The following is a 21,481-nucleotide window of genomic DNA, read 5'->3' as shown; positions in this document are numbered from 1 at the left end:
CTTTAGCAAAACGAGTTTTCAAAAATTTAATTAAAGATTTTTTGTAGTATAACGGAAAAAAATCCACCTTCACTGTCCACTATCAATTGTCAACTTTCAACTAAATTGTTTCGCAATTTTTTAAAATAAAATTATACTGGGAAATATGCTGATAAATTGAAATCAAACTTATCAGCATATTTCTCAGTGTAAATAAATGTCATATAAAATATACACAAATTATTTGTAAAATTGAAATACAAAGGATGCTTTTATATGAGCACTATTTTTACAAAGTAAAAGTAATCTGGAGTATTTACCATAGTACCTTGAAATTAGCACATTTGTAGTATGGGGATTAACTAAAACTTTTGTATCGGTAATCCAGTTCATTAAATTACCACTAACTTGTACTGCCGCAGCAACTGGATAATTACTTTCATTGGTAACGAAAAAAGTACCTTCATTGATGTCTTCAATATTTACTACTTCAGAAACTGTACTTTTATACAAATCAAAAGTCCAGTGATACTCTTTTACTCCCATAAAACGTTTGATTGTTTTAGGTTGCTTATCACAGCAGGTAATTAATAATTTAGGACTTAATTTATCATCTTCCGTGGAATTTGAGCTAAATATAAAGAGTGATTTTTCTTTTTCATCGGAACTTAACATAAATAGTTTGTTTTTTGTAATATCAAAATTATTATCATAAAATAGATCCATTATATTTATATCAATAGATCCATGAGAATCTTTATTTACTGTATAGGATATTTGAGTTTGTGGATTACTACATTCATTTAATTCACAAATATTCTTGTCCACTTCTGATATATACAGATTAGGACTCAGAGAGCATGTCTTTAACTCTTTTAAATATAGTCTCAAAATTATAGAATTAATATGAAAATCCTTTAACCAATTAGAAATATCAAAAAAGATATAACCTTTATAATCTTTATCAGACTCAAGTCCAGTAAAAAGTGTGTTTAGTATAATATTTTTAGGGTTTAAGTTAGTAGCGGTGAAACATTTTGAAGCAGGTATTTCTATAGAGGTATCTTCCATAATATATCACTTCCTTTTTATTGTAAGTAACGGTGCATAACATAATAATTTAATAGAAGTAATATAAGGTACATTTTATCAACAATTTCAATGCCCATAGTATCAGTATAGAAAATTTAATTGAAAAGTTGACTTATATTCTAGATATTTTTACTATTATAACTGCTTCAATATAGTATATAATGGAAGTATATAAGAATAAAAACTGTGGTAAATATGATTTGAGGGGTATATGATAGATTACAATTTTAATGATATAAGTGGTTCAAAAAACTGGGTTATAAAATATTATGTTTTAGGATGGTGTTTAAGATAAAAAATTTAAGAAATCACAAGGGTATAGGATACTTCCTAGTGACCTTTGGAATAATCAACATACTATATTTTATTAGTTGCTTCATAGCATTTAGCAGGTTTGTGAATTTTTCAGAATTTTTTGTTATATTAGGAATTGTTTGCGTGATCTTAGGAATTTATAAAATAAGGTTTTATGAAAATAACTTTAATAAAGTGGTGAGAAGATTTTTAATAGCTTTAAAAGTTTTTATATCCATAATTGTTATTTCATTTATTTTTGTTGAAGGATGCATTTTTGTAAGTGCTAATGAAAGTCATAATAAGAAGCCTGATTATATTATGATTTTAGGTGGGGGGATCAGTGGAAGAAATATGCTTCTAGTTCAGCTTCAGAGAACTCAAGAAGCACTTAAATATATAAAACAAAATCCAGGTATAAAAATCATTGCGTCAGGGGGACAGGGGCCTGGAGAAGATATATCGGAAGCAGAAGCTATGAGGATATACCTTGCTGAGCATGGAGTAAAGAATGAAGATATAATAAAGGAGGAAAAATCCAAAAATACTTTGGAAAATATGAAATATACTAGGGAGATTTTGAAGAAAATAGATGGTAGGGAAAATATACAGTTAGCTGTTGTTACAAGTAATTTCCATGTTTTTAGAGCTAAATTTTTGGCTAAAAGATATGGATTTCAAGTTGAAGGTGTTCCTGCACCTGTAAACTATTTGCTTCTGCCTAATTATTGTGTAAGAGAATATTTTGGGATTGTTAAATCTTTTATTTTCGATAGGTAGAAGATATTAAACAAATTGATCTGAAAAATCATATAATTCTCTTGACAAATTTTATAAGATGTTTTAGTATTATTACATGATATAAATATTACGAAGTAAGGAAGAAAATACACTATGATAAAAGATGAGGATATTAAAATTGTTGATAAAGCTATACATGAACTCGTATATAAAATGATTAACAGCAAATTTTTAAATGATTATTCAGATAAAACAAAAAAAATGTCTATGCTTGATTTTAGAGTTCTAAGAGTAGTATCAGAAAACCCAGGAAAACAGATAAAGGATTTACTTAATATATTGCAAGTTCCTAATAGTACACTTACAAGCGTTATAAATCGTCTTGAAAAGCGTGGAATTGTAAAGAGAGTTATAAGTCCAGAGGATAGACGCTCATTTAATCTTGAAATTACTGATGAAGGCAAAGTTATTCAAGAAGAACATATGAAGTTTGATTATGAAATTGCTAAAAAATATTTGGAAGCAACAGAAAATGATCAGGAAAAAGAATTTCTTATTAAATTTTTAAGGAGATTAGCAAAGTCTTTATAATATAAATTTGTTTGAATTCAAACAAATTTTTTTTGATAAATTATTACGAACTACAAAATATTTATACTTAAAAATTTTTATTAATCGGAGGTATTGAAATGAAAGTAAAAGTATATCGATTTGAACCAACAGTAGAAGAAGGTGAACATTATGACTGTTTTGATGTTCCAGTAATTTTTGAAGAAAAGTGGACTGTAATGAATGTTCTCGATTATATCCAGGAACATTGTGACAGCAGTTTGAGCTATTACAAACACAGTGCCTGTGGCCATGGAATTTGTGGAAGATGCACTCTTATGGTTGATGGTACTCCTTCTCTTGCATGCACACATGTAATAGAGAAGGGCGATGAAATTGTCCTTGAGCCTTTAAAAGGAAGAAAAAAAGTAAAAGATTTGGTTACTATATCAATGAATCTTACTTAGTGGGAGTTTGCCACTAAGTTTAGATGAATTATCTAGGGGCGTAGCTACTGTTATCTCACGCTTTGATAGAAGTGTGAGTGTTACAGTAGGTAGCCATCAGATAAAAAATATAAGAGGGGGTAAATAAAATGAGTAATTTAAAAAGTAGTGAGGAACCAGCAGTTAAATTTGCAAAGCTTATGGCTGAACTATACTATTTTATGGCACAGGAAATGGTTGAAAGAATGGGAGAAGAAAACGGAAAGGATGCAATTTCATCTGCAGTTAAGAAGTTTGGTAAGGCAAGGGTAGATGCGATGAAAATTGAAGCAAAAGAAAAAGGTTTGGATTTAAGCAATCCCAGAACCTATGCTGCTGTTAGAGACATGCCTTCAAATGGCTGGAAATATTCAGATAATGATCAATCAAAAATTACTTATTGCCCTATGGGAGATGTATGGTCACAATATGGGAAAGCTGGTATGGATCTAGGACATCTATATTGTGAAATAGATCATATTTTATTTGAGGCTTTTGGTATGAAGCTGGAAAGACCCTATTGTATTGCAAAAGGTGATAAAATTTGTAAGTTTAATTTAAAAATGTTATAAAAATAGGAGGCTGTTAAAATGCAAATAGATAAGATAATTGATACTGACATATTAGTTGTTGGAGGTTCTGGAGCAGGATCAATGGCAGCTGTAACAGCTGCGAGAAAAGGAGCAAAAGTACTACTTGCAGTAAAAGGGAAGCTTGGAAAAAGCGGAAATGCCATTATGGCAGGGGCAGGATTTTCTATGGATGGAGAAACAGCATATTATAAATATGGACTCAAGGAAGCAGATCCTAAAAATACAAAGGGAAAATTATTTGAACAAATTGTAAAACAGTCTTTTTATTTAAGTGATCAAAATATGGTTGAGCAGTTTGTAAGTGATTGTGATGAGTGCTGCTGGGAACTTAAACAGTGGATTGAAAAAGCAGGACACAAGGTTGTATTTTTTGGAGAAGAAGGATATATAAGCTCGGGTAAAGCTGTGGGAGTTGGCTGCCGATATGGAGTTTCAAAAGCAGGTGGTATTGATGTTATAGAAGATTTTATAGCAGTGGATATTTTAATGGAAGATAAAAAAGCTGTAGGTGCAGTGGGCATAGAAGTATATACAGGAAAAATTATTGAAATCAGATCAAAGTCAGTTATTTTAGCTACTGGCGGATATCAGCCTTATTCCTTTAAATGTACTGTTTCCGATATGACTGGCGATGGAATGGCTATGGCATACCGTGCAGGAGCCAAGCTTGCAGATATGGAATTTTTATTATATATACCAGCAGTTGCCCTTTCACCATCAGTATATAAAGGTTCAATTTATCCCTTCTTACACTCCAGTATGTTAATGCCTATTGTTAAAAATGGTAAGGGAGAATCAATTTTAGATAATATACCTGAAAATTTACTTAAAATGGCCAAGGAAAGTGAAATGGGAAAGCTTATATTTACGTATTATTATGGAGATCAAATTGCAAGAGGAAAAGGAACTCCAAATGGAGGAGTATATTTTGATTATTCCAATGTACCTTTTGATATTTATGAAAAAGCTTTAAAAAAAGCTGAACCATTAATGAACATATGGTATAGAAAAGGATTCTATCAAGGAAACAACTTGGATACTTTTGTTGAAAATATTAGAAAGGGCATTCCATGGGAAGTAGGTATTGGCAGTGAATACAGCATGGGCGGCATTGAAGTAGACGAAAATATGTACACTGGAGTACCAGGACTTTATGCAGCTGGTGAGACTACAAGTGGTGTATTTGGAGCTATGAGGGTTGCAGATGGACTTATTGAAATGCTTGTACAGGGTTATAGAGCAGCATTGTCCGCTTGCAAATATATACAAAATGTAAATGAGCCAAGTATGAAAAATACCAATATTGATAGTATAATTAAAGATATTTTTTCACCTCTTGAAAGAAAAGAAGGAGTTAGTCCTATAAAAATACACAGAAATATAGAAAAAACGGCTGATGTTGGATTCAACTTTAGAAGAAATGAAGAGGGACTTACAAAAGCTTTAGATGAAATTTTAAAAATACACAAATATGACATAAGCGCAATGAGTACTAAAAGTAAAAATAGAGTTTATAACTATGAATGGATAGAATCAGTACAGGCTCGAAATCTTTTAACTTGTACAGAAGCAGGTGTAAGAGCTGCCCTTATGAGAAAGGAAAGTAGGGGTACACACATACGTGATGATTATGAATTTGTAGATAATGATAACTGGCTTTTAAGGATTATGAGTTCGAAAGGTGAAGACGAAACCATGAAATTATCAACCAGAAAGCCTAAAGTAACAACAATGGAACTTCCAGGTGGTAAAAATAAGAATATTCCTGATTATATGCTTTCAATGTTAAAGTAAGATAAGACATACTTTTGAGTGAATTTTTACTCAAAAAGTATGTCTTATTAAAAATGAGTATAAAAACTATATTAGATATAAGGTTTTCCCGTAGTAGATACAGGGTTTTGGCCCATTGATCTGGCAATAGACAATCCTACCTTTCTAGCAGCAATTACCGATTGTCTTACAGCACCTGGATCTCCTGTGACAGTTATGATAACTTCGTTTGAATGAGCAGTTCCTTGGCTTGGACTTAAATAACTAACAAGTTCAACATTTGCAGTTTTAAGTGCAGTATCTGCCATTACTACACCAATTCCCGCTGGAGCACCTACAATTATTCCAAAAGCTTTTCCAACAGGGGCGCCAAAACCTTTGTTTAAAGCAAGACTTGCCCTTGCAGTATAGTGCAATTCAATATGACCTGCATCAAATCCATAAACATCTCCGAAATTTCTTTCTGTTTTACTAAGGGCGATTTCTACGGCCCTTCTTACATCAGATACATCTTCTGCTGCAAGTATGATCAAACAACCATGTCCTGCTCCACCTTTTGTATCTCTTGGAAGTTCAACACTCGCAACTTCTGTATTAGTAGCCTTTACTGCTTCATCAGCAGCCATGATTTGAGAACCTGCTCCTGTCCTGTTGCTTATAATTCCTATTGAATGATGTCTTTTATCTAATCCCATCTTCTCATGCAAAGAACTATCCACATTTGCTATAACAAGACCTAATGTATCTCCATATTTTACTGTTCCCACAAATTCAGTTATTGATGATGGTACACTCATTACATATGTCTCCTTTTGAGGTCGATACTTTCTTGTGCTTTTTTACCTCTGTTAAATTTTTATATGTCGATTTTATAATTTTACTAATTTATTTCTTCAGAGTCAAATTTTTTTAAAATTACTCTATATAAAGTTTAGCTTGTTAAGATAATTTGTATATGAAGTATATAAATAGTATAATTATATTTATTATTAGATGTAATCTAATACAGGAGGTGATCTAATGAACAATTTAAAGCAGTGTCCATGTAAAGGTAGCAATTTGGATAAAATGATTCAGCCTGCTATACTTGCAGCTCTTGTAAAAGAAGAATTACACGGTTATAAGATTATCCAGAGAATTGCACAAACAGCCATGTTCAATGGAAATAAACCTGACCCCACAGGAGTATATCGTCATTTAAAAACTATGGAAAGTAATGGACTCATTATATCAAGTTGGGATACAAATGATTCTGGTCCAGCTAAAAAAATTTTTAAAATTACTGAAGATGGTTATCAATGCTTATGTACCTGGGTTTCAACATTAGAAGACTATAAAAATACAATTGACACATTTCTTAATGAAGTAAAAAGTGTTATTAGTAATGACAAATCAGCCCAATAGAAATATATCATTTCGTATTATTTATTTTAATGATTTGGAGGTATCTATATGACTATAGATAAAATCCTTAATGATGCTAAAAGTGAAAAATTACTTAATAAAGAAGAGGCAATAGCATTGTTAAATGTAAAAAACAATTCCAGTGACTTTTATAAAATTATATCACTTGCAAACGAAATGACACGTTCTGAATTTAATAACAAGGCTTTTATATTTGCCCAAATAGGATTAAACGCAGAACCGTGTCCTGTAAACTGTAAATTTTGTTCCATGGGTAAAAACCATTATACTATGGAAAGTACATGGAGAAAGGATATAAACTCCATACTATCTGAAACTAAAGCTATTGTTAATGAAGGTATTAATGACTTATTCCTAATGACAACTGCTGACTATCCAATAAATGATTTCTTGAATATAGCAAGAAATGTAAGAAGCATTTTGCCAGATAATATAAGGCTGGTAGCTAATATTGGGGACTTTGACTACGTTACAGCACTTAAATTAAAAGAGGTGGGCTTTACTGGAGCATACCACATTAAACGTTTAAGGGAAGGAATAGATACAACTATTAAACCTGAAACTAGAATTGAAACTCTCAATTCAATAAAAAAAGCAGGATTGGAATTATACTATTGTGTAGAACCTATTGGCCCAGAGCACAGTTATGAGGAAATAGTTGATGAAATGTTGAGAGCTAGAGATTATAATGTAGGAGTTATGGCTGCAATGAGAAGAATACCGGTTAAAGGCACTCCTTTGTATGAAAAGGGTCAAATTTCATCGGTTGAGCTTTCTAAAATTGCGGCAGTTACAAGAATAGTTACACGACCTCATAGGGCTATGAATGCACATGAGACCATTCAGATGAGTTTAATTTGTGGAGTAAATCAGTTGTATGCTGAAGCAGGTGCTAATCCCCGAGATAGTATATCCAATACTGAAAAAAGCCGTGGATTATCGGTAAAAAATATAAAAAAATTATTTGAAGATGCAGAATATGAAATATCAAGAGATTATTAGGTTTAAATGTGGGAGTATCCATAGATTTATGTAAATATGGAATAAGCTTTCTATGATAAAATCATAGAAAGCTTATTCTATTTTGCATACTTTTTCTCATAGGTTCTCACTTGGCAAGATTTTCCAAACCATGGCTTACAATTTAAAATACCCTAGGAATCCTAAAATACGAAAAGAAAGGCTAATATGAAATACGACATTGCTGTCTTTTAAATCAATTTCTAAGACATCCTCAATCTTTTGAAGACGGTATTTTATAGTATTATAGTGTACATTCATAAAATACGATGTTTTTTGTATATCAAAGTTATTTTGAATATAAGTATAAAGACTGAGGGCATAAGATGTCCCATTCTCTTTATCATCATTAATCAATTTTAAAATAGAAGGATCACAAAATTCCTCAAGTTTTTCTTTAAAAGAGCAGGCTTCAAGCAAATGATAGACGGCATAGTCATTATAAAAATATAGGTTATTTTTCTTATTTAATTTGTATCCTAGTTTGGCAGCTTTAATTGACTGTATATGAAATTTAAAAATTTCCATTATATTGTGAAAACATCGGCTTACACCTGCAACAACTTGATTATCTGATAATAATTTTATAAAAGCATTATGTAGGTAACTATCTATTATCGGTTCTTTAGGACTTTTTTTAGTAACTAGTGTAACTATATGATCATTATATATAACTGTGTGGTAGTGGTGAAAAATGCTGTTGATTAATCCTTTCATATGGTATAATTTTAAAGTTAAATCGGAAATATCATTTTTTACATAAAAACTCAAAATGTAGTAAGTAGTATACTGATTAGCTATGAATTGATTTTGTATTTCTTCAATAGAAATTTCTGAAATCATATCTTTTTTTAACAAATGTATCATTAATGTTTCAATAGGAGATTCAGGTATAAAAAAACTGTATTTGCTTTTTTCTACTGCTAGTGCTAGAGTGTTACAAATTGTAGGGATAATCATTATATCACTTTTCGTGATTTTTTTGTTATATTCTAATATTTTCAGATAAGCAATTAAAGTGTTATTTAAACGTATTCTTCCAATAATTTGTTTGTGTTTTAAAGTACTAGTATTCCACATAATGTCTGGAGCTATGCTGTTCTGTACTGTCAAGTTTAAATTTTGCTGATTTATGTATTCTAATGGTATATGTCCAGTTGTAATATAATTCTTCCATACGGGCTCATCTATACTATCATCAAAACCTGAATAATTAATTAAATATAAGAATGAATCTGCTAAAAGCACTGGATTTCCAAGAATTTCTGCACAAATATTCAAAATTTGTTGGACATCTTTTTCCTTGTTTAAAGCATCAAACAGTTTTTCAGCACAATTTGTTTTATATTCATTGTGGAAAAATAAGTCCTGGAGTTCGTTAAAGATTTTTGTTTTGCTTATATCTTGATTAATTGCAATGTAATTTACCATAGGATTATCCTTCAAATAGTTAGGTACATCTTTATTGGTAAGAAGTAGTAAATTAACAATTTTGTTAGAAGAAATGTTTCGGGGCAGATTAGAGATACTTGCTAAATATATATCTTTTGAGTCTAATGGTAAATCATTGTTATTGAGAAACTTACAGCATCTCACATAGGAGTTGTGCTTAACTCTAAAAGCAGGGCTGTATTTCAATAAGTTATTAACAATTTCACTCATCAGAACTGACATAATTATCTCCCTTATGTAAATAATTTAATTTAATTATAGTTGATATGTATGATTTTAACAACATTGTAATTGTAAAAGTTTGCAACAATTTGATTATTTTTTCTCAAATTGTAACATTGTAGAAATATCCGGATTTTGGTAGCATTGATGTGAAAGGAAACTGAAGTGAGTTTTATCGAAGAACTTTCAAGTTTTTTAGTTACTAAGTCTATATTTTTACTAATTTATGTGGGGGTGTTATTAGTATGAAAAGTAATAAGGAATTATATAATGAACATTTGGAAAGGATCAAAAAGAACATTGCAATGCAAAAAACGGACAGAACACCTATTATGCTCCACGCAGGAGCATTTTTACTAAGATATGCAGGTGGAAAGCTGTGCGAATTTGTAACAGACAATGAGGCAGCAGAAGACAAAGTAGTGAATTCATTGAAGTCCATAGGGGATATAGATTGTGTCATTACTCCAGTTCGTTTGCCCACAACAAGCGGACTAGCTTACCTTTCAGCTTCAAGGGTACCTGGGCGTGAGCTTAAAGATGATGCACAGTGGCAAATAGATGAAATTGGTAAAATGACTGAAGAAGATTATGATGTCATTGCTGATGGGTCAACAGTAATAGGAAATACTACTCCTGATATGTGGACTATGCAATTACAACCAATAGCAGCTTATTATAATCCAAATGCAAAAGAAGGAGACGAGTACTACGATGTAAAGCAGGCTATGGATCATGTATTTGCACAGTTTTCAAATGCCCAGACTTATAAGGGATCTTTCTGGGGCGGCAGCGTAGATCTTGATGGCTCAATTGATTTAAATAATGCCTGGACCAATGCTCAGGTGTATATGACACTTGGAATGGCACATGCCAATATTTTTGACAAGATGTATATAAAAGACGGTAAAACTATTTTAGATGGTGTACTTGAAAGATTTGATGTTAAAAATGGTACTACTGATTTTGATAATTCATCTTATGAACCTGCACAAATATGTAGGGGAATAGATTCGCTTGTACGTGCAGCTGAAGGCAGAGTCTCGATTTTTGACTGCACAGATGTCAAAGATTCTACAGTCCCTGTAAACAATGCCATAGCAGCACTGCCGGATGTATATAAAATTACTTCAGCTGATAAGGAAAAAGTTGATGCTGCAAGAGCTGCATATGATGAATTAAGTGATGTTAAAAAAGCTTCAATAAAACAGGAAACAATAAATAAATTGACTGATGCAGAGAAAAAACTGTCACAATCACAGCCAGTAAAAGTAACAGGAATAGGTCTTGATAAAACGAGTGCAGATCTAATGAAAGGAGATACACTGCGGCTTACAGCGGCTATAACGCCTAAATATGCAACTAATACAAAAATAGATTGGTCAAGCAGTGACCCTACAGTAGCATCAGTGGATGAAAATGGAAAGGTAACAGCATTAAAAAAAGGAACAGCCGTAATAACAGCCGTATCTGAAGACAACAGGGATGCAAAAGCACAATGCACAATAACAATAAAAGAAAATGTAAGTGTGACGGGAATAATTCTCGACAAAACAAGTGTTAAGTTGATACCAAAAGCTGCATTGCAGCTTACGCCAACCATAACACCAAACGATGCAACTAACCAAAAGGTGGATTGGTCAAGCAGTGATCCTACAGTAGCAGCGGTAGATAAAAGTGGAAAAGTAACGGCAATAAAAGTAGGAACAGCAGCTATAACGGCAAATACTGAAGATGGAAATAAAACGGCATCTTGTGCTGTAACAGTTGTTGATGGTCAAGGAGCTATTGTTATTAATAATGTAAAGTTGAAAAACAAACTTGCCCTAGCAGCAGGAAAAGACAGTGACTATGAGGGATATTTCACACCGGATGATCTAGCATCTATAAAAGGAACTATTGACCTTTCAAATTTAGATATTACCGATAGTGATATGGATGTAATGAAATATCTTAAAGGAGTATCAGCTATAAACCTGTCGGATAACAAAGATTTAACAAACAGTAGTTTTAAAAAACTTAAATTTGACTGGATAATACCAAAGGGTTTGGACTTTAGTGGATGTACAGGTATGAAAGACATAAAAAATAATATGTTTGCATTTGCTTCTAGTAAACTGACTTCTATAAAATTACCTGTAGGAATATCAAGTATTCCTACTTCATGTTTTTCAAATAGTAAACTTTTAGCTTCTGTAGAAATTTCAAATACGGTTAAAAGTGTAGGAAACTTAGCTTTCAGTGGCTGCACGTCACTGGCATATATGAAAATACCAGGTAGTGTAACACAATTAGGGAGTGGTTGTTTTTCAGGTTGTACCAATCTTTCTGTATTAGATTTAACAGATACAAGTTTAACTAAGGATAATATTAAAGATACAAAATGTCCTGATTCTACCATGATAATTTGTGGTAAAAATGTTAAACTATCACCTGGTCAAATATCAATAAAAATAGGTGGAGTTCAAAAAATTGCAAATGAAATTCCATCGGGTAAAAGTGTCCTATGGGGAAGCACTGATGCAAATGTGGTTAAAGTTTCAAGTGAAGGTGTAATAACAGGAGTTAATCCAGGAACGGCATATATTTATGCAAAAACAGATGATGATAGTTATGGGGGAGTTTGTACTGTAACAGTAACTAAGGATACACCGCCACAGCCAGTAAGCGTAACAGGTATAAGTCTTGACAGGACAAGTGCAAGTATGGCAGAAGGAGATACACTTCAGCTTACGGCAGCTGTAACGCCACAAGATGCAACAAATAAAAAGGTAGACTGGTCAAGTAGTGATAAAACTATAGCAGCAGTAGATGAAAATGGAAAGGTAACAGCGGTAAAGTCAGGAGCAGCAGCAATAACAGCAGTGTCTGAAGACAACAATGATGCAAAGGCACAGTGTACAGTTACTGTTATGGGAAATAATATGCCAAAACCAATACAGATAACTAATTTGACAAAGGACAGTTCATTTAAATTGGGCAATGATGTAAAAGTATCTGTAAAAGCAGAAAATAATTCCGGTAAAGACCAGGATGCATCTCTATTAGTGGCACTATATGATGAGGGTGGTAAATTCATCAACTATGTATGCGGTAAGCAGACAATAAAAAATGGAGATTCATCTATTTTGACAGGTATAATGAAGCTCCCAGAAGAGGGAATATATAAATTGAAGGCATTTATATGGGACAGCCTTGAAAATATGAATCCCCTTTCAGATATTATAGACATACCTGTTCAGTCAAATAAATAAATTTTATTCATAAGGAGTCAACATTATTTTCATATTTATGAAAATAATGTTGACTTTTCAAAAAATATGTACTACACTTAATATAAAAGTAATAAAAATTTAATATTTAGTATTAGGTGCTGTCAATATGACAGTTAAAAGGAAAAGTGTAAAAAACACTGCAGCCCACCGTTACTGTATGGAGGATGAAACCCTAACTATGTCACTGGAATTATGTTTTCGGGAAGACAGGGAAGTAAGATGAATCTGAGCCAGGAAGCCTGCCTGATATGTTGTTAATTCTTTCGGAGGGGAAGATATATGTTGTATGTAAAAATGTACGTTTACGACGTAAGTAAACAATTACATTTAAAATAAGAGGACCCTCAGTGGTCCTTTTTATTTATTTCGTTGTATTTTCGTCTCCTAAAAAGGGAGGCGTTTTTTAATTACATTAAGATACTATGAAAAGAATATTCTAAATTGCCATAATATAGGCAATTATAGAAATATTATATTAATTTGAAGGAGGGATAATATGCAAAAAGTTATAAGTAAATGTACTACATTTTTATTTATGATAGGTATTGCATTATCTGGTTTTGGAAATCAGGTGAATGCAGATACAAATGTAAGCAAAAATAGGATTTATGGAAATGACAGAATTGAAACTTCATTAAAAATAAGTCAAGATGGCTGGAAAGATGGTTCAAGTACTGTAGTTATAGCTCAGGGTTATGGCTATGCAGATGCCCTTTGTGCAGGACCACTTGCTAAAAAATACAATGCGCCTATAATACTTTCCAAACAAGATGGATTAAGTGATGAAACTGTAAGTGAGTTAAAAAGGCTTAAGGCAAGTAAAGCTTTTGTAATTGGAGGTAAGGCCTCACTATCTGATAATGTGGAATCTGAGCTGAAGAATATTGGTATAAATGATGTGGAAAGGCTTGGAGGTGCAACAAGATATGAGACTTCTGTGAAAATAGCTGAAAGTTTAGGAAGTGTAGATAGTATTGTAGTTGCATCTGGTAGTGGCTATGCGGATAGTCTTTCTATAGCACCTATAGCATCTAAAAAAGGAATGCCAATACTTTTATCAGAAAAGGACAGCCTTCCTGATGTAGACACTGAATACATAAAAAAAGTAAATGCAAACAAAAGTTATGTAATAGGTGGAGAAAGTGTTATATCAGATAATATAAAAAATTCTCTTCCAAATGCACAGAGAATTGGAGGCAGTACCAGGTTTGAGACAAACTTAGCTGTACTTGAAAATTTCAAGTCTGATCTTGACTTTAGCAATGTGTATATAGCTGAAGGAGATGGACCTAATGGAAATGAATTTGCAGATGCTCTTTCAGGGTCAGCTCTTGCAGCACAAAAATCAGCTCCTTTAGTACTTATGTATAACAGCTTAAACTCAAATGTAGAGGATTTTATAAAGTCTAATATCTCTAATAAGACAGTATTTACGGCATTAGGAGGAACTAAAGTAGTTCCAGATGATGCTGTAGATAATATTATAACTGCATACAACCAAGCAAATAGTGGAAAAAACACTAATACTTCAGGGGGTTCTTCAGGAGGATCTAGTGGAGGATATACTCCAGTTCAGCCATCAGGTGATTTAAGTTTAAATTCAGCAAATCAAACTTATGATGGAAATACTTCTGGAAATAAGAACGAGATAACAGGAAATGTAAATATATCAGCAGATAAAGTTTCTCTTCAAAATGTAAAAATTGATGGCACACTTACAATAGATCCAGGTGCAAGTGGAGTTAGCACTATAACGAATGTTACAGCTGGTAATATAGTAGTAAAATCTGGGGCAGATCACAGTATTTATTTGAACAACGTGAAGTCTGATTCACTCCTGGTTAATAGCAGTAACAGCGTAAGGGTTGAGATAAGTAGTGGAACTCAAATAGTAGATACACAAATAGCAGGTAGTTCAACGCTAGTGTCTCCAGATGATGCTAAATCAACTTTTGGACAAGTTGTTGTGGATTCAACTTCAAATCCACAAATAACACTGACGGGTGGATTTGAAAATGTTAATGTAAAAAATAGAGCTGCCATAAATTTAACAGGAGCCAATGTATCAGCAATAAATGCTTCTGAAAGCTTTACTTTAAATATAAATGATGACACATCTACTGTAGCTGCACTAAAGGTGCTAGAAGGTTGTGCTGTTGATGGAAACAAAAAAATAACACAAACAACTGTAAAAAACATCGTAAATGTAAATAAGGCTGGAATTAACTTAAATATAATTGAAAATACTTCAGATGATATAGATATAAGTGCAGCTAGTAAAAATGATAATGATAAAATTGCTTTAACTTTATATGATAGCCAGGGGAACTTGAGTTACATAAATCAATCTGAAAATGGTAACTTACAGGTCAAAACTGCTCTTAAGTCCGGAAAATATCATGGCTTTATCAAATCTTCAAGTACTGAGATAGTTAATATAAATGAATTTGAAATTAAGTAATAGAGTTATTAGCGATTATGATGTATGAAAGGAGAGAGTATATGAAAAATTTTAAAGTTAATCTGATGTCATTTATTATGACATTTGTAATGATGATTGGCTTATTAGGAACTGGTACAGCCCAAGTATTTGCAGATGGAACTGGATATTCATCTCAAATAAATAGTCTTATAAATTCAATGAGTCCATCTATTACACAAAATATGGGTGATTGGCAGACCTTGGATTTAAATAAGGCAGGAAAAGAAGTACCGGGAAGCTATTTAACAAATCTTGAAAGTAATATAAAAAGTGGTTCAGATTCATTATCTTTACCTACAGATTATGAGAGAACTTCTTTGGGAATACTTGCAGCTGGTGGAGATCCAACAAACTTTGCTGGAATGAATTTAATAGAAAAAATATATAACAATGAGGGCATCAAAGAGCAAGGCATAAATGCCTATGTATTTGCACTTATAGCCCTTGATGCGGGAAAATTTAATATACCTGATGGCTCAAAATGGACTAGAGATAGTTTGATTCAGGGAATATTGGATAATAGAACAAGTGATGGTGGCTGGAGTTATAGTGGTGGTTCAGCAGATCCTGATATGACAGGAATGGCACTTTCAGCTTTAGCTCCATATTATGGCACTAACGCAAATGTAAAATCAGCTGTGGATGGAGCAGTTGAAATACTTGCAAATATTGAGAAGAATGATGGTGGGTTTGCATCATGGAGCCCTAAAGATGGTGGGGGCGACGAAAACGCAAACAGTGTAGCTATGGTAATAATAGGATTATGTGATAACAACGTAGATCCAACTACAGATAATAGATTTACAAAGAATGGTAGAAATCCTTTAGATGCGTTATTGAGCTACACAGTAAGTGACAATAGTGGATTTGGATATACAGATAATAAATCAGTTAATGGTATGGCAACAGAACAGGGATTTAGAGCACTAGCTGCATACAACCTTTTTAAAGAAGGCAAAGGATCAGTATATAAGAATTTTGCAGCAAATACTTCAGATACTAAGGTAACTGGAATAAGCTTGGATAAAACAAGTGCAAATCTTACAGAAGGGGATTCATTACAGCTTACACCAACAATAACACCAAAAGATGCTACTAACGCAAAGGTAGATTGGTCAAGCAGTGATAAAACTATAGCAGCAGTAGATGGAAGTGGGAAGGTAACAGCAGTAAAGGCAGGAACAGTAACAATAACAGCAACTACAGAAGACGGACAGAAAACAGCAGTTTGTACTATAACTGTTATTGCAAAAACTGTACCTGACAAAACCATACACGTATCAATGATTATTGATGGATATAAGGGAAATATGTTAACTGATGAAAATATAGAAGCTTCAGAAGGACAAACAGTTTATAGCATGTTTAAAAATGAACTTGCAGCCAAAGGAATAACTTATAAAAATCCTGATGGCGATTTCTCACCATATATATCTGACATAGCAGGTGAAACGGAAAAAGACAGAGGAGCACAAAGCGGCTGGAAATATAGCGTAAATGGAGTATTCCCTAATGTAGGCTGTGGAAGTGTTAACCTTAAAGATGGAGATAAAGTACATTGGATATACGTACAAGGCGCCTGGGATGAAATCCAGTTTAGAGATGTAGATTCAATTATCTTAGATAAACAAAGTTTGAACTTAAATGTAAATGGTACACAGCAGCTTACAGCTACAATTGATCCAGATAATGCTACAGATAAAGGTGTAACCTGGGAAAGCAGTGACCCTACAGTGGCAACAGTAGATAAAAATGGAAATGTAACAGCAGTAAAAGCAGGAACAGCAACAATAACAGCAGCATCAGTAGATAATGATAGAACAGATTTCAATCAAAAAAAATATGTGGCTAAAACAGCTCAATGCACAGTTACAGTAAATTCACAACAAACACAGACAGTAAAGGTAACAGGAGTAAGTCTTGACAAAACAAGTGCAAATTTGACAACAGGAGATACATTGCAACTTACACCAACGATAACACCAAAAGATGCCACTAACACAAAGGTAGATTGGTCAAGCAGTGATAAAACTATAGCAGCAGTAGATGAAAATGGAAATGTAACAGCAGTAAAGGCAGGAACAGCAACAATAACAGTAGTATCTGAAGACAATAAAGATGCAAAGGTACAGTGTACAGTTACAGTATCAGATAAAAAGCAAACTGTTCAGGTAGATTTAAGTGTTACAGGCTATAAGGGAAGTATATTAGATGCTAAATCTATTGAAGCAGAAGATGGAAAAACAGTAGAACAAGTTGTAAAGCAGGTATTAGATGATAAAAAAATAGAATATACTGACGATAATGGATACTTTTCTATGATAGGTAATGAGTCAGAGCGTGATAGAGGGGCAATTAGTGGATGGATGTATGATGTTAATAGTATACAACCAACTGTAGGAATGAAAGATTGTAAAGTTAAAAATGGAGATAAAATAAGATTATTTTTTACAAGTGATTTTGGAAAAACTATGTTTAGAGACATAGATAAAATTAGTTTAGACAATACAAAAAAGAGCTTAAATGTAGGTGATATACAAACTATTCGAGCAAATGTATCTCCTATAACAGCTACAGAAACGGTAAATTGGTCAAGTAGTGATCCAACAATAGCGGCGGTAGACAACAATGGAAATGTAACGGCAGTAAAGACAGGAACGGCAACTATAACGGCCTCAGGTAAATATAATAAAAATATAACGGCACAGTGTGCAGTTACAGTAGCTCAGCCATTGGTAATAACTAATTTGACAAAGGATAGTTCATTTAAATTAGGTGATGATGCAAAGATATCTGTAAAAGCTGAAAATAATTCAGGTAAAGACCAGGATGCGTCATTAATAGTAGCTTTATATGATGAAGGTGGTAAATTCATCAATTATGTATGTGGAAAACAAACAATTAAAAATGACGATTCATCTATTTTAACAACTATGATGAAACTTCCAGAAGAAGGAGCATACAAATTGAAAGCATTTATTTGGGACAGCCTTGAAAATATGAATCCTCTTTCAGATGTTATAGATATACCCGTCCAATCAAAATAAATAAAATTTAAAATATGTTTTAGAGGATGGCTTCTCTTACTCAGCCATTCTTTAAGCAGTTTTAAATAATTAAAAGTATAAGTCCTTAGGGGGGGATACTATGAAAAAAATTATAACTAAGATTATTATGTTTTTGTTTATAGTAGGTATTGGAATGTGTGGTTTTAGTGGAAGTACATATGCAGAAGCAAGTGCAAATGCAAAAATTACACAGCAAAGTGTAAATATAAGTAAAGACAGGATTTGTGGAAATGATAGAATTGAAACTTCACTGAAAATAAGCCAAAGTGGTTGGAAAAATGGTTCAAGTACTGTAGTTATAGCCCAGGGTTATGGATATGCAGATGCCCTTTGTGCAGGACCACTTGCTAAAAAATATAATGCACCTATAATACTTTCAAAGCAAGATGGATTAAGTGATGAAATTGTAAGTGAGTTAAAAAGACTTAAGGCAAGTAAGGCCTTTGTAATTGGAGGAAAAGCTTCACTATCTGACAATGTGGAATCTGAACTAAAAAATATTGGTATAAATGATGTAGAGAGGCTCGAAGGTGCAACAAGGTATGAGACTTCTGTGAAAATAGCTGAAAGTTTAGGAAGTAGTGTAAATAGTATTGTAGTTGCATCTGGAAACGGCTATGCAGATAGTCTTTCTATAGCACCTATAGCTTCAAAAAAAGGAATGCCAATACTTTTATCGCAAAAGGATAGTCTTCCTGATGTAGTTAAAAATTATATAAAAAAAGTAAACGTGAACAAAAGTTATGTAATAGGTGGAACAAACTCTATATCTGATAATATAGCAAATGCTCTCTCAAATGTGCAGAGAATTGGAGGAAGCAATAGATTTGAAACAAACTTAGCTGTACTTCAAAATTTTAAATCTGATTTTGATTTTAGTAATGTGTATATAGCTGAGGGAAATGGAACAAATGGAAATGAATTTGCAGACGCACTTTCAGGTTCAGCTCTTGCAGCAGAAAAATCTGCTCCTGTTGTACTTGTTTATAATACAATATCTACCGATACTGCAAATTTTGTAAAGTCTAATATGTCTAAAGATACTGTTCTTACAGCTTTAGGTGGAACATTAGTGGTACCTGATACAATTTTGAATGGAATTGAAGATTTGTTTAATGGCAAAACTCCTGACAGTGGTATAGGGAATCCCACTACAGCAACCACAACTACAACTACAACTATACCGACAAATCCTACTTCAGATCAATTACATGTGTCACTTGCAATTGATGGTTATAAAGGGAATATAATCAATGAGACAAATTTGGAGGTTTCCAAAGGAGAGTCAGTTTATGACTTGCTTAAAAGCACTCTTGATAGTAAGAAAATAAAATTTGTAAATAAGGGAACTGGTGGCAGTACTACGGGTGCAGCTGTATATATATCAAGTATAGATGGAGAAACGGAATTTGATAGGCCAAGAGGAAATGGACAGACAAATCAGAGTGGATGGAAATACAGTGTGGATGGCACTTTCCCAAATCATGGCTGCGGAGTAGAATACATTAACAATGATAATGAGAAAATACACTGGATTTATGTTGTTGGAGCTTGGGATGAGAATCAGTTTAGGGATGTAGATTCAATTACCCTTAACAAAACTGATTTAACTTTAAATGCAAATCAAACTGAAAATCTTACAGCTATAGTTAGCCCTTCTAATGCTACCGATAAAGATGTAACATGGGAAAGCAGTGATAAAACTGTAGCTACAGTAGATAGCAATGGTAAAGTAACAGCCGTAAATTCAGGTACAGCAACAATAACGGCAAGTTCAATAGATAATACAAAGGGATTTGTTCGTAATTATACGCCACAATCTGCTTCCTGTAAGGTTACTGTTAATTCATCAAATCCAGGTGGAAATATTCCATCTTCTATTTCTGTAACAGGAATAACTTTAGATAAAACAGGGACTGTGGCAGTAGGAGATACACTCCAGTTAAAGGCATCAGTACAACCAGATAATGCTACTGATAAAAATGTAAATTGGTCAAGTAGTGATAAGACTATAGCATCGGTAGATGGAAAAGGATTGGTAACAGGAGTAAAAGAAGGAACAGCAACTATAACAGCAGTTACGGAAGATGGAAATAAAACAGCAGCTTGCACTATAACGGTAAAAAACTCCCAGACAAAAGATTATACATCATCTATAAATAATCTTATAAATGGAATAAGCTCAAGCATTACAAGTGATAATTGTGATGATTGGATTGCCCTTGGATTAAATAAAACAGGCAATCAGGTACCAAAAGATTATTTATCAAAATTACAGGACAGAATAACAAGCAATACAAAAGGAGGAGTACTGGATTTAGGACGACCTACGGAGTATGAAAGAACTACACTGGCAGTACTTGCAGCTGGAGGATACCCTACAAATATATCAGGTCAGAACCTTATAGAAAAAATGTGCAACAGTGATATGGACAGCCAGGGGATAAATGCCTATGTGTTTGGACTTATAGCCCTTGACTCAAAAAATTTCAAGGTACCGGATAATGTAAAATGGACTAGAGATGCTTTAATTAAAGCTATATTAAATAATAAAACCAAAGATGGCGGCTGGAGTTATGCTGGTGATTCAGCAGATCCTGATATGACTGCTATGGCAATTTCTGCACTAGCTCCATATTATAACACTAATTCAGATGTAAAATCAGCTGTTGATGTGGCAGTTAATACACTTTCCAAAATACAAAAAGGTGATGGTGGATTTGTATCCTGCGATAGTGAAAATAGTGAGAGTTCAGCTCAAGTTATAATAGGCCTGTGTGCAAACGGTATAGATCCAACTACAGATAGTAGATTTATAAAAAACGGTAAAAATCCAATGGATTCACTATTGAGTTTTGCCACAAGTGACAACAAAGGTTTTGGACATACAGATACTTCATTGAATGGTATGTCTACAGAACAGGGATTGGAAGCTGTGGCAGCATATAATCTTTTTAAGAGTAAAGGAGGATCCCTATACAAATTTTAGTTAACTCATATAAATAACTTAGAGAATGGCTTACTTTTACTA

14 protein-coding genes and 1 riboswitch are annotated in these 21,481 nt (G+C 33.0%); of the genes, 11 read left to right on the top strand and 3 right to left on the bottom strand.

The window, feature by feature from the left end; translation table 11 throughout:
* Window positions 1-219 precede the first annotated feature (219 nt).
* Window positions 220-1,050: a DUF6385 domain-containing protein gene (locus tag CLAU_RS01625; protein WP_023161780.1), complete on the bottom strand. Its 831-nt coding sequence runs from the start codon at window positions 1,048-1,050 to the stop codon at window positions 220-222.
* A gap of 459 nt (window positions 1,051-1,509) precedes the next feature.
* Here CLAU_RS01625 and CLAU_RS01620 point away from each other — a divergent pair, with 459 nt between their 5' ends.
* The 5 genes from CLAU_RS01620 to CLAU_RS01600 all read left to right on the top strand — a co-directional run bounded on the left by CLAU_RS01620 (window position 1,510) and on the right by CLAU_RS01600 (window position 5,527).
* A complete protein-coding gene (locus CLAU_RS01620; RefSeq protein ID WP_242832246.1) occupies window positions 1,510-2,145 on the top strand; it encodes a YdcF family protein in 636 nt (211 codons plus the stop codon).
* A 114-nt stretch (window positions 2,146-2,259) separates the two neighbouring features.
* Window positions 2,260-2,697, top strand: coding sequence for a MarR family winged helix-turn-helix transcriptional regulator (locus CLAU_RS01615; RefSeq protein ID WP_013238931.1), 438 nt, complete (start codon window positions 2,260-2,262; stop codon window positions 2,695-2,697).
* Between the two features lie 98 nt (window positions 2,698-2,795).
* The gene (locus tag CLAU_RS01610; RefSeq protein ID WP_013238930.1) at window positions 2,796-3,122 is read left to right on the top strand and encodes a 2Fe-2S iron-sulfur cluster-binding protein; all 327 of its coding nucleotides are present in this window, start codon (window positions 2,796-2,798) and stop codon (window positions 3,120-3,122) included.
* A 128-nt stretch (window positions 3,123-3,250) separates the two neighbouring features.
* Complete coding sequence (locus tag CLAU_RS01605; protein WP_013238929.1) at window positions 3,251-3,712, top strand: L-2-amino-thiazoline-4-carboxylic acid hydrolase; 462 nt, start codon at window positions 3,251-3,253, stop codon at window positions 3,710-3,712.
* Between the two features lie 18 nt (window positions 3,713-3,730).
* On the top strand, window positions 3,731-5,527 hold the full coding sequence (locus tag CLAU_RS01600) for an FAD-binding protein (RefSeq protein WP_013238928.1): 1,797 nt from the start codon (window positions 3,731-3,733) through the stop codon (window positions 5,525-5,527).
* Window positions 5,528-5,598: 71 nt separating this feature from the next.
* Here the strand turns inward: CLAU_RS01600 and pduB are convergent, their stop codons facing one another.
* Window positions 5,599-6,303, bottom strand: coding sequence for a propanediol utilization microcompartment protein PduB (pduB, locus tag CLAU_RS01595; protein ID WP_013238927.1), 705 nt, complete (start codon window positions 6,301-6,303; stop codon window positions 5,599-5,601).
* A 223-nt stretch (window positions 6,304-6,526) separates the two neighbouring features.
* On the opposite strand from pduB, the gene CLAU_RS01590 reads away from it, so the two are divergent.
* Complete coding sequence (locus tag CLAU_RS01590; RefSeq protein ID WP_013238926.1) at window positions 6,527-6,910, top strand: helix-turn-helix transcriptional regulator; 384 nt, start codon at window positions 6,527-6,529, stop codon at window positions 6,908-6,910.
* 48 nt (window positions 6,911-6,958) lie between these two features.
* On the top strand, window positions 6,959-7,933 hold the full coding sequence (locus tag CLAU_RS01585; protein WP_013238925.1) for a biotin synthase BioB: 975 nt from the start codon (window positions 6,959-6,961) through the stop codon (window positions 7,931-7,933).
* A gap of 135 nt (window positions 7,934-8,068) precedes the next feature.
* On the opposite strand, the gene CLAU_RS01580 is transcribed toward CLAU_RS01585, so the two are convergent.
* Window positions 8,069-9,625 carry a PucR family transcriptional regulator gene (locus CLAU_RS01580; RefSeq protein WP_013238924.1) on the bottom strand — a complete coding sequence of 519 codons (1,557 nt, stop codon included), beginning with the start codon at window positions 9,623-9,625 and terminating at the stop codon, window positions 8,069-8,071.
* A gap of 245 nt (window positions 9,626-9,870) precedes the next feature.
* Between CLAU_RS01580 and CLAU_RS21020 the strand changes: the two genes are divergently transcribed.
* The 4 genes from CLAU_RS21020 (at window position 9,871) to CLAU_RS01560 (ending at window position 21,439) form a co-directional block, all read left to right on the top strand.
* Complete coding sequence (locus CLAU_RS21020) at window positions 9,871-12,879, top strand: Ig-like domain-containing protein (RefSeq protein ID WP_023161778.1); 3,009 nt, start codon at window positions 9,871-9,873, stop codon at window positions 12,877-12,879.
* Between the two features lie 97 nt (window positions 12,880-12,976).
* Window positions 12,977-13,161: riboswitch (cobalamin riboswitch) on the top strand.
* Window positions 13,162-13,396: 235 nt separating this feature from the next.
* The gene (locus CLAU_RS01570) at window positions 13,397-15,361 is read left to right on the top strand and encodes a cell wall-binding repeat-containing protein (protein WP_013238885.1); all 1,965 of its coding nucleotides are present in this window, start codon (window positions 13,397-13,399) and stop codon (window positions 15,359-15,361) included.
* A gap of 41 nt (window positions 15,362-15,402) precedes the next feature.
* Window positions 15,403-18,429, top strand: coding sequence for an Ig-like domain-containing protein (locus CLAU_RS01565; RefSeq protein ID WP_023161776.1), 3,027 nt, complete (start codon window positions 15,403-15,405; stop codon window positions 18,427-18,429).
* 100 nt (window positions 18,430-18,529) lie between these two features.
* On the top strand, window positions 18,530-21,439 hold the full coding sequence (locus CLAU_RS01560; RefSeq protein WP_013238883.1) for a cell wall-binding repeat-containing protein: 2,910 nt from the start codon (window positions 18,530-18,532) through the stop codon (window positions 21,437-21,439).
* The last annotated feature ends 42 nt before the right edge of the window (window positions 21,440-21,481 follow it).

This window comes from Clostridium autoethanogenum DSM 10061 (genome assembly GCF_001484725.1).
Classification (GTDB): Bacteria; Bacillota; Clostridia; order Clostridiales; family Clostridiaceae; genus Clostridium_B; species Clostridium_B ljungdahlii.
The sequence above is the reverse complement of the archived record's forward strand: the minus strand, read 5'-3'. Positions and strand labels throughout refer to the sequence as shown.

What these genes read in the sequence shown, in the direction of transcription:
- CLAU_RS01625 (WP_023161780.1), bottom strand. Translation starts at nt 1,050, where the DNA reads ATGGAAGATACCTCTATAGAAATACCTGCTTCAAAATGTTTCACCGCT.
- CLAU_RS01615 (WP_013238931.1), top strand. Translation starts at nt 2,260, where the DNA reads ATGATAAAAGATGAGGATATTAAAATTGTTGATAAAGCTATACATGAA.
- CLAU_RS01610 (WP_013238930.1), top strand. Translation starts at nt 2,796, where the DNA reads ATGAAAGTAAAAGTATATCGATTTGAACCAACAGTAGAAGAAGGTGAA.
- CLAU_RS01605 (WP_013238929.1), top strand. Translation starts at nt 3,251, where the DNA reads ATGAGTAATTTAAAAAGTAGTGAGGAACCAGCAGTTAAATTTGCAAAG.
- CLAU_RS01600 (WP_013238928.1), top strand. Translation starts at nt 3,731, where the DNA reads ATGCAAATAGATAAGATAATTGATACTGACATATTAGTTGTTGGAGGT.
- pduB (WP_013238927.1), bottom strand. Translation starts at nt 6,303, where the DNA reads ATGAGTGTACCATCATCAATAACTGAATTTGTGGGAACAGTAAAATAT.
- CLAU_RS01590 (WP_013238926.1), top strand. Translation starts at nt 6,527, where the DNA reads ATGAACAATTTAAAGCAGTGTCCATGTAAAGGTAGCAATTTGGATAAA.
- CLAU_RS01585 (WP_013238925.1), top strand. Translation starts at nt 6,959, where the DNA reads ATGACTATAGATAAAATCCTTAATGATGCTAAAAGTGAAAAATTACTT.
- CLAU_RS01580 (WP_013238924.1), bottom strand. Translation starts at nt 9,625, where the DNA reads ATGTCAGTTCTGATGAGTGAAATTGTTAATAACTTATTGAAATACAGC.
- CLAU_RS21020 (WP_023161778.1), top strand. Translation starts at nt 9,871, where the DNA reads ATGAAAAGTAATAAGGAATTATATAATGAACATTTGGAAAGGATCAAA.
- CLAU_RS01570 (WP_013238885.1), top strand. Translation starts at nt 13,397, where the DNA reads ATGCAAAAAGTTATAAGTAAATGTACTACATTTTTATTTATGATAGGT.
- CLAU_RS01565 (WP_023161776.1), top strand. Translation starts at nt 15,403, where the DNA reads ATGAAAAATTTTAAAGTTAATCTGATGTCATTTATTATGACATTTGTA.
- CLAU_RS01560 (WP_013238883.1), top strand. Translation starts at nt 18,530, where the DNA reads ATGAAAAAAATTATAACTAAGATTATTATGTTTTTGTTTATAGTAGGT.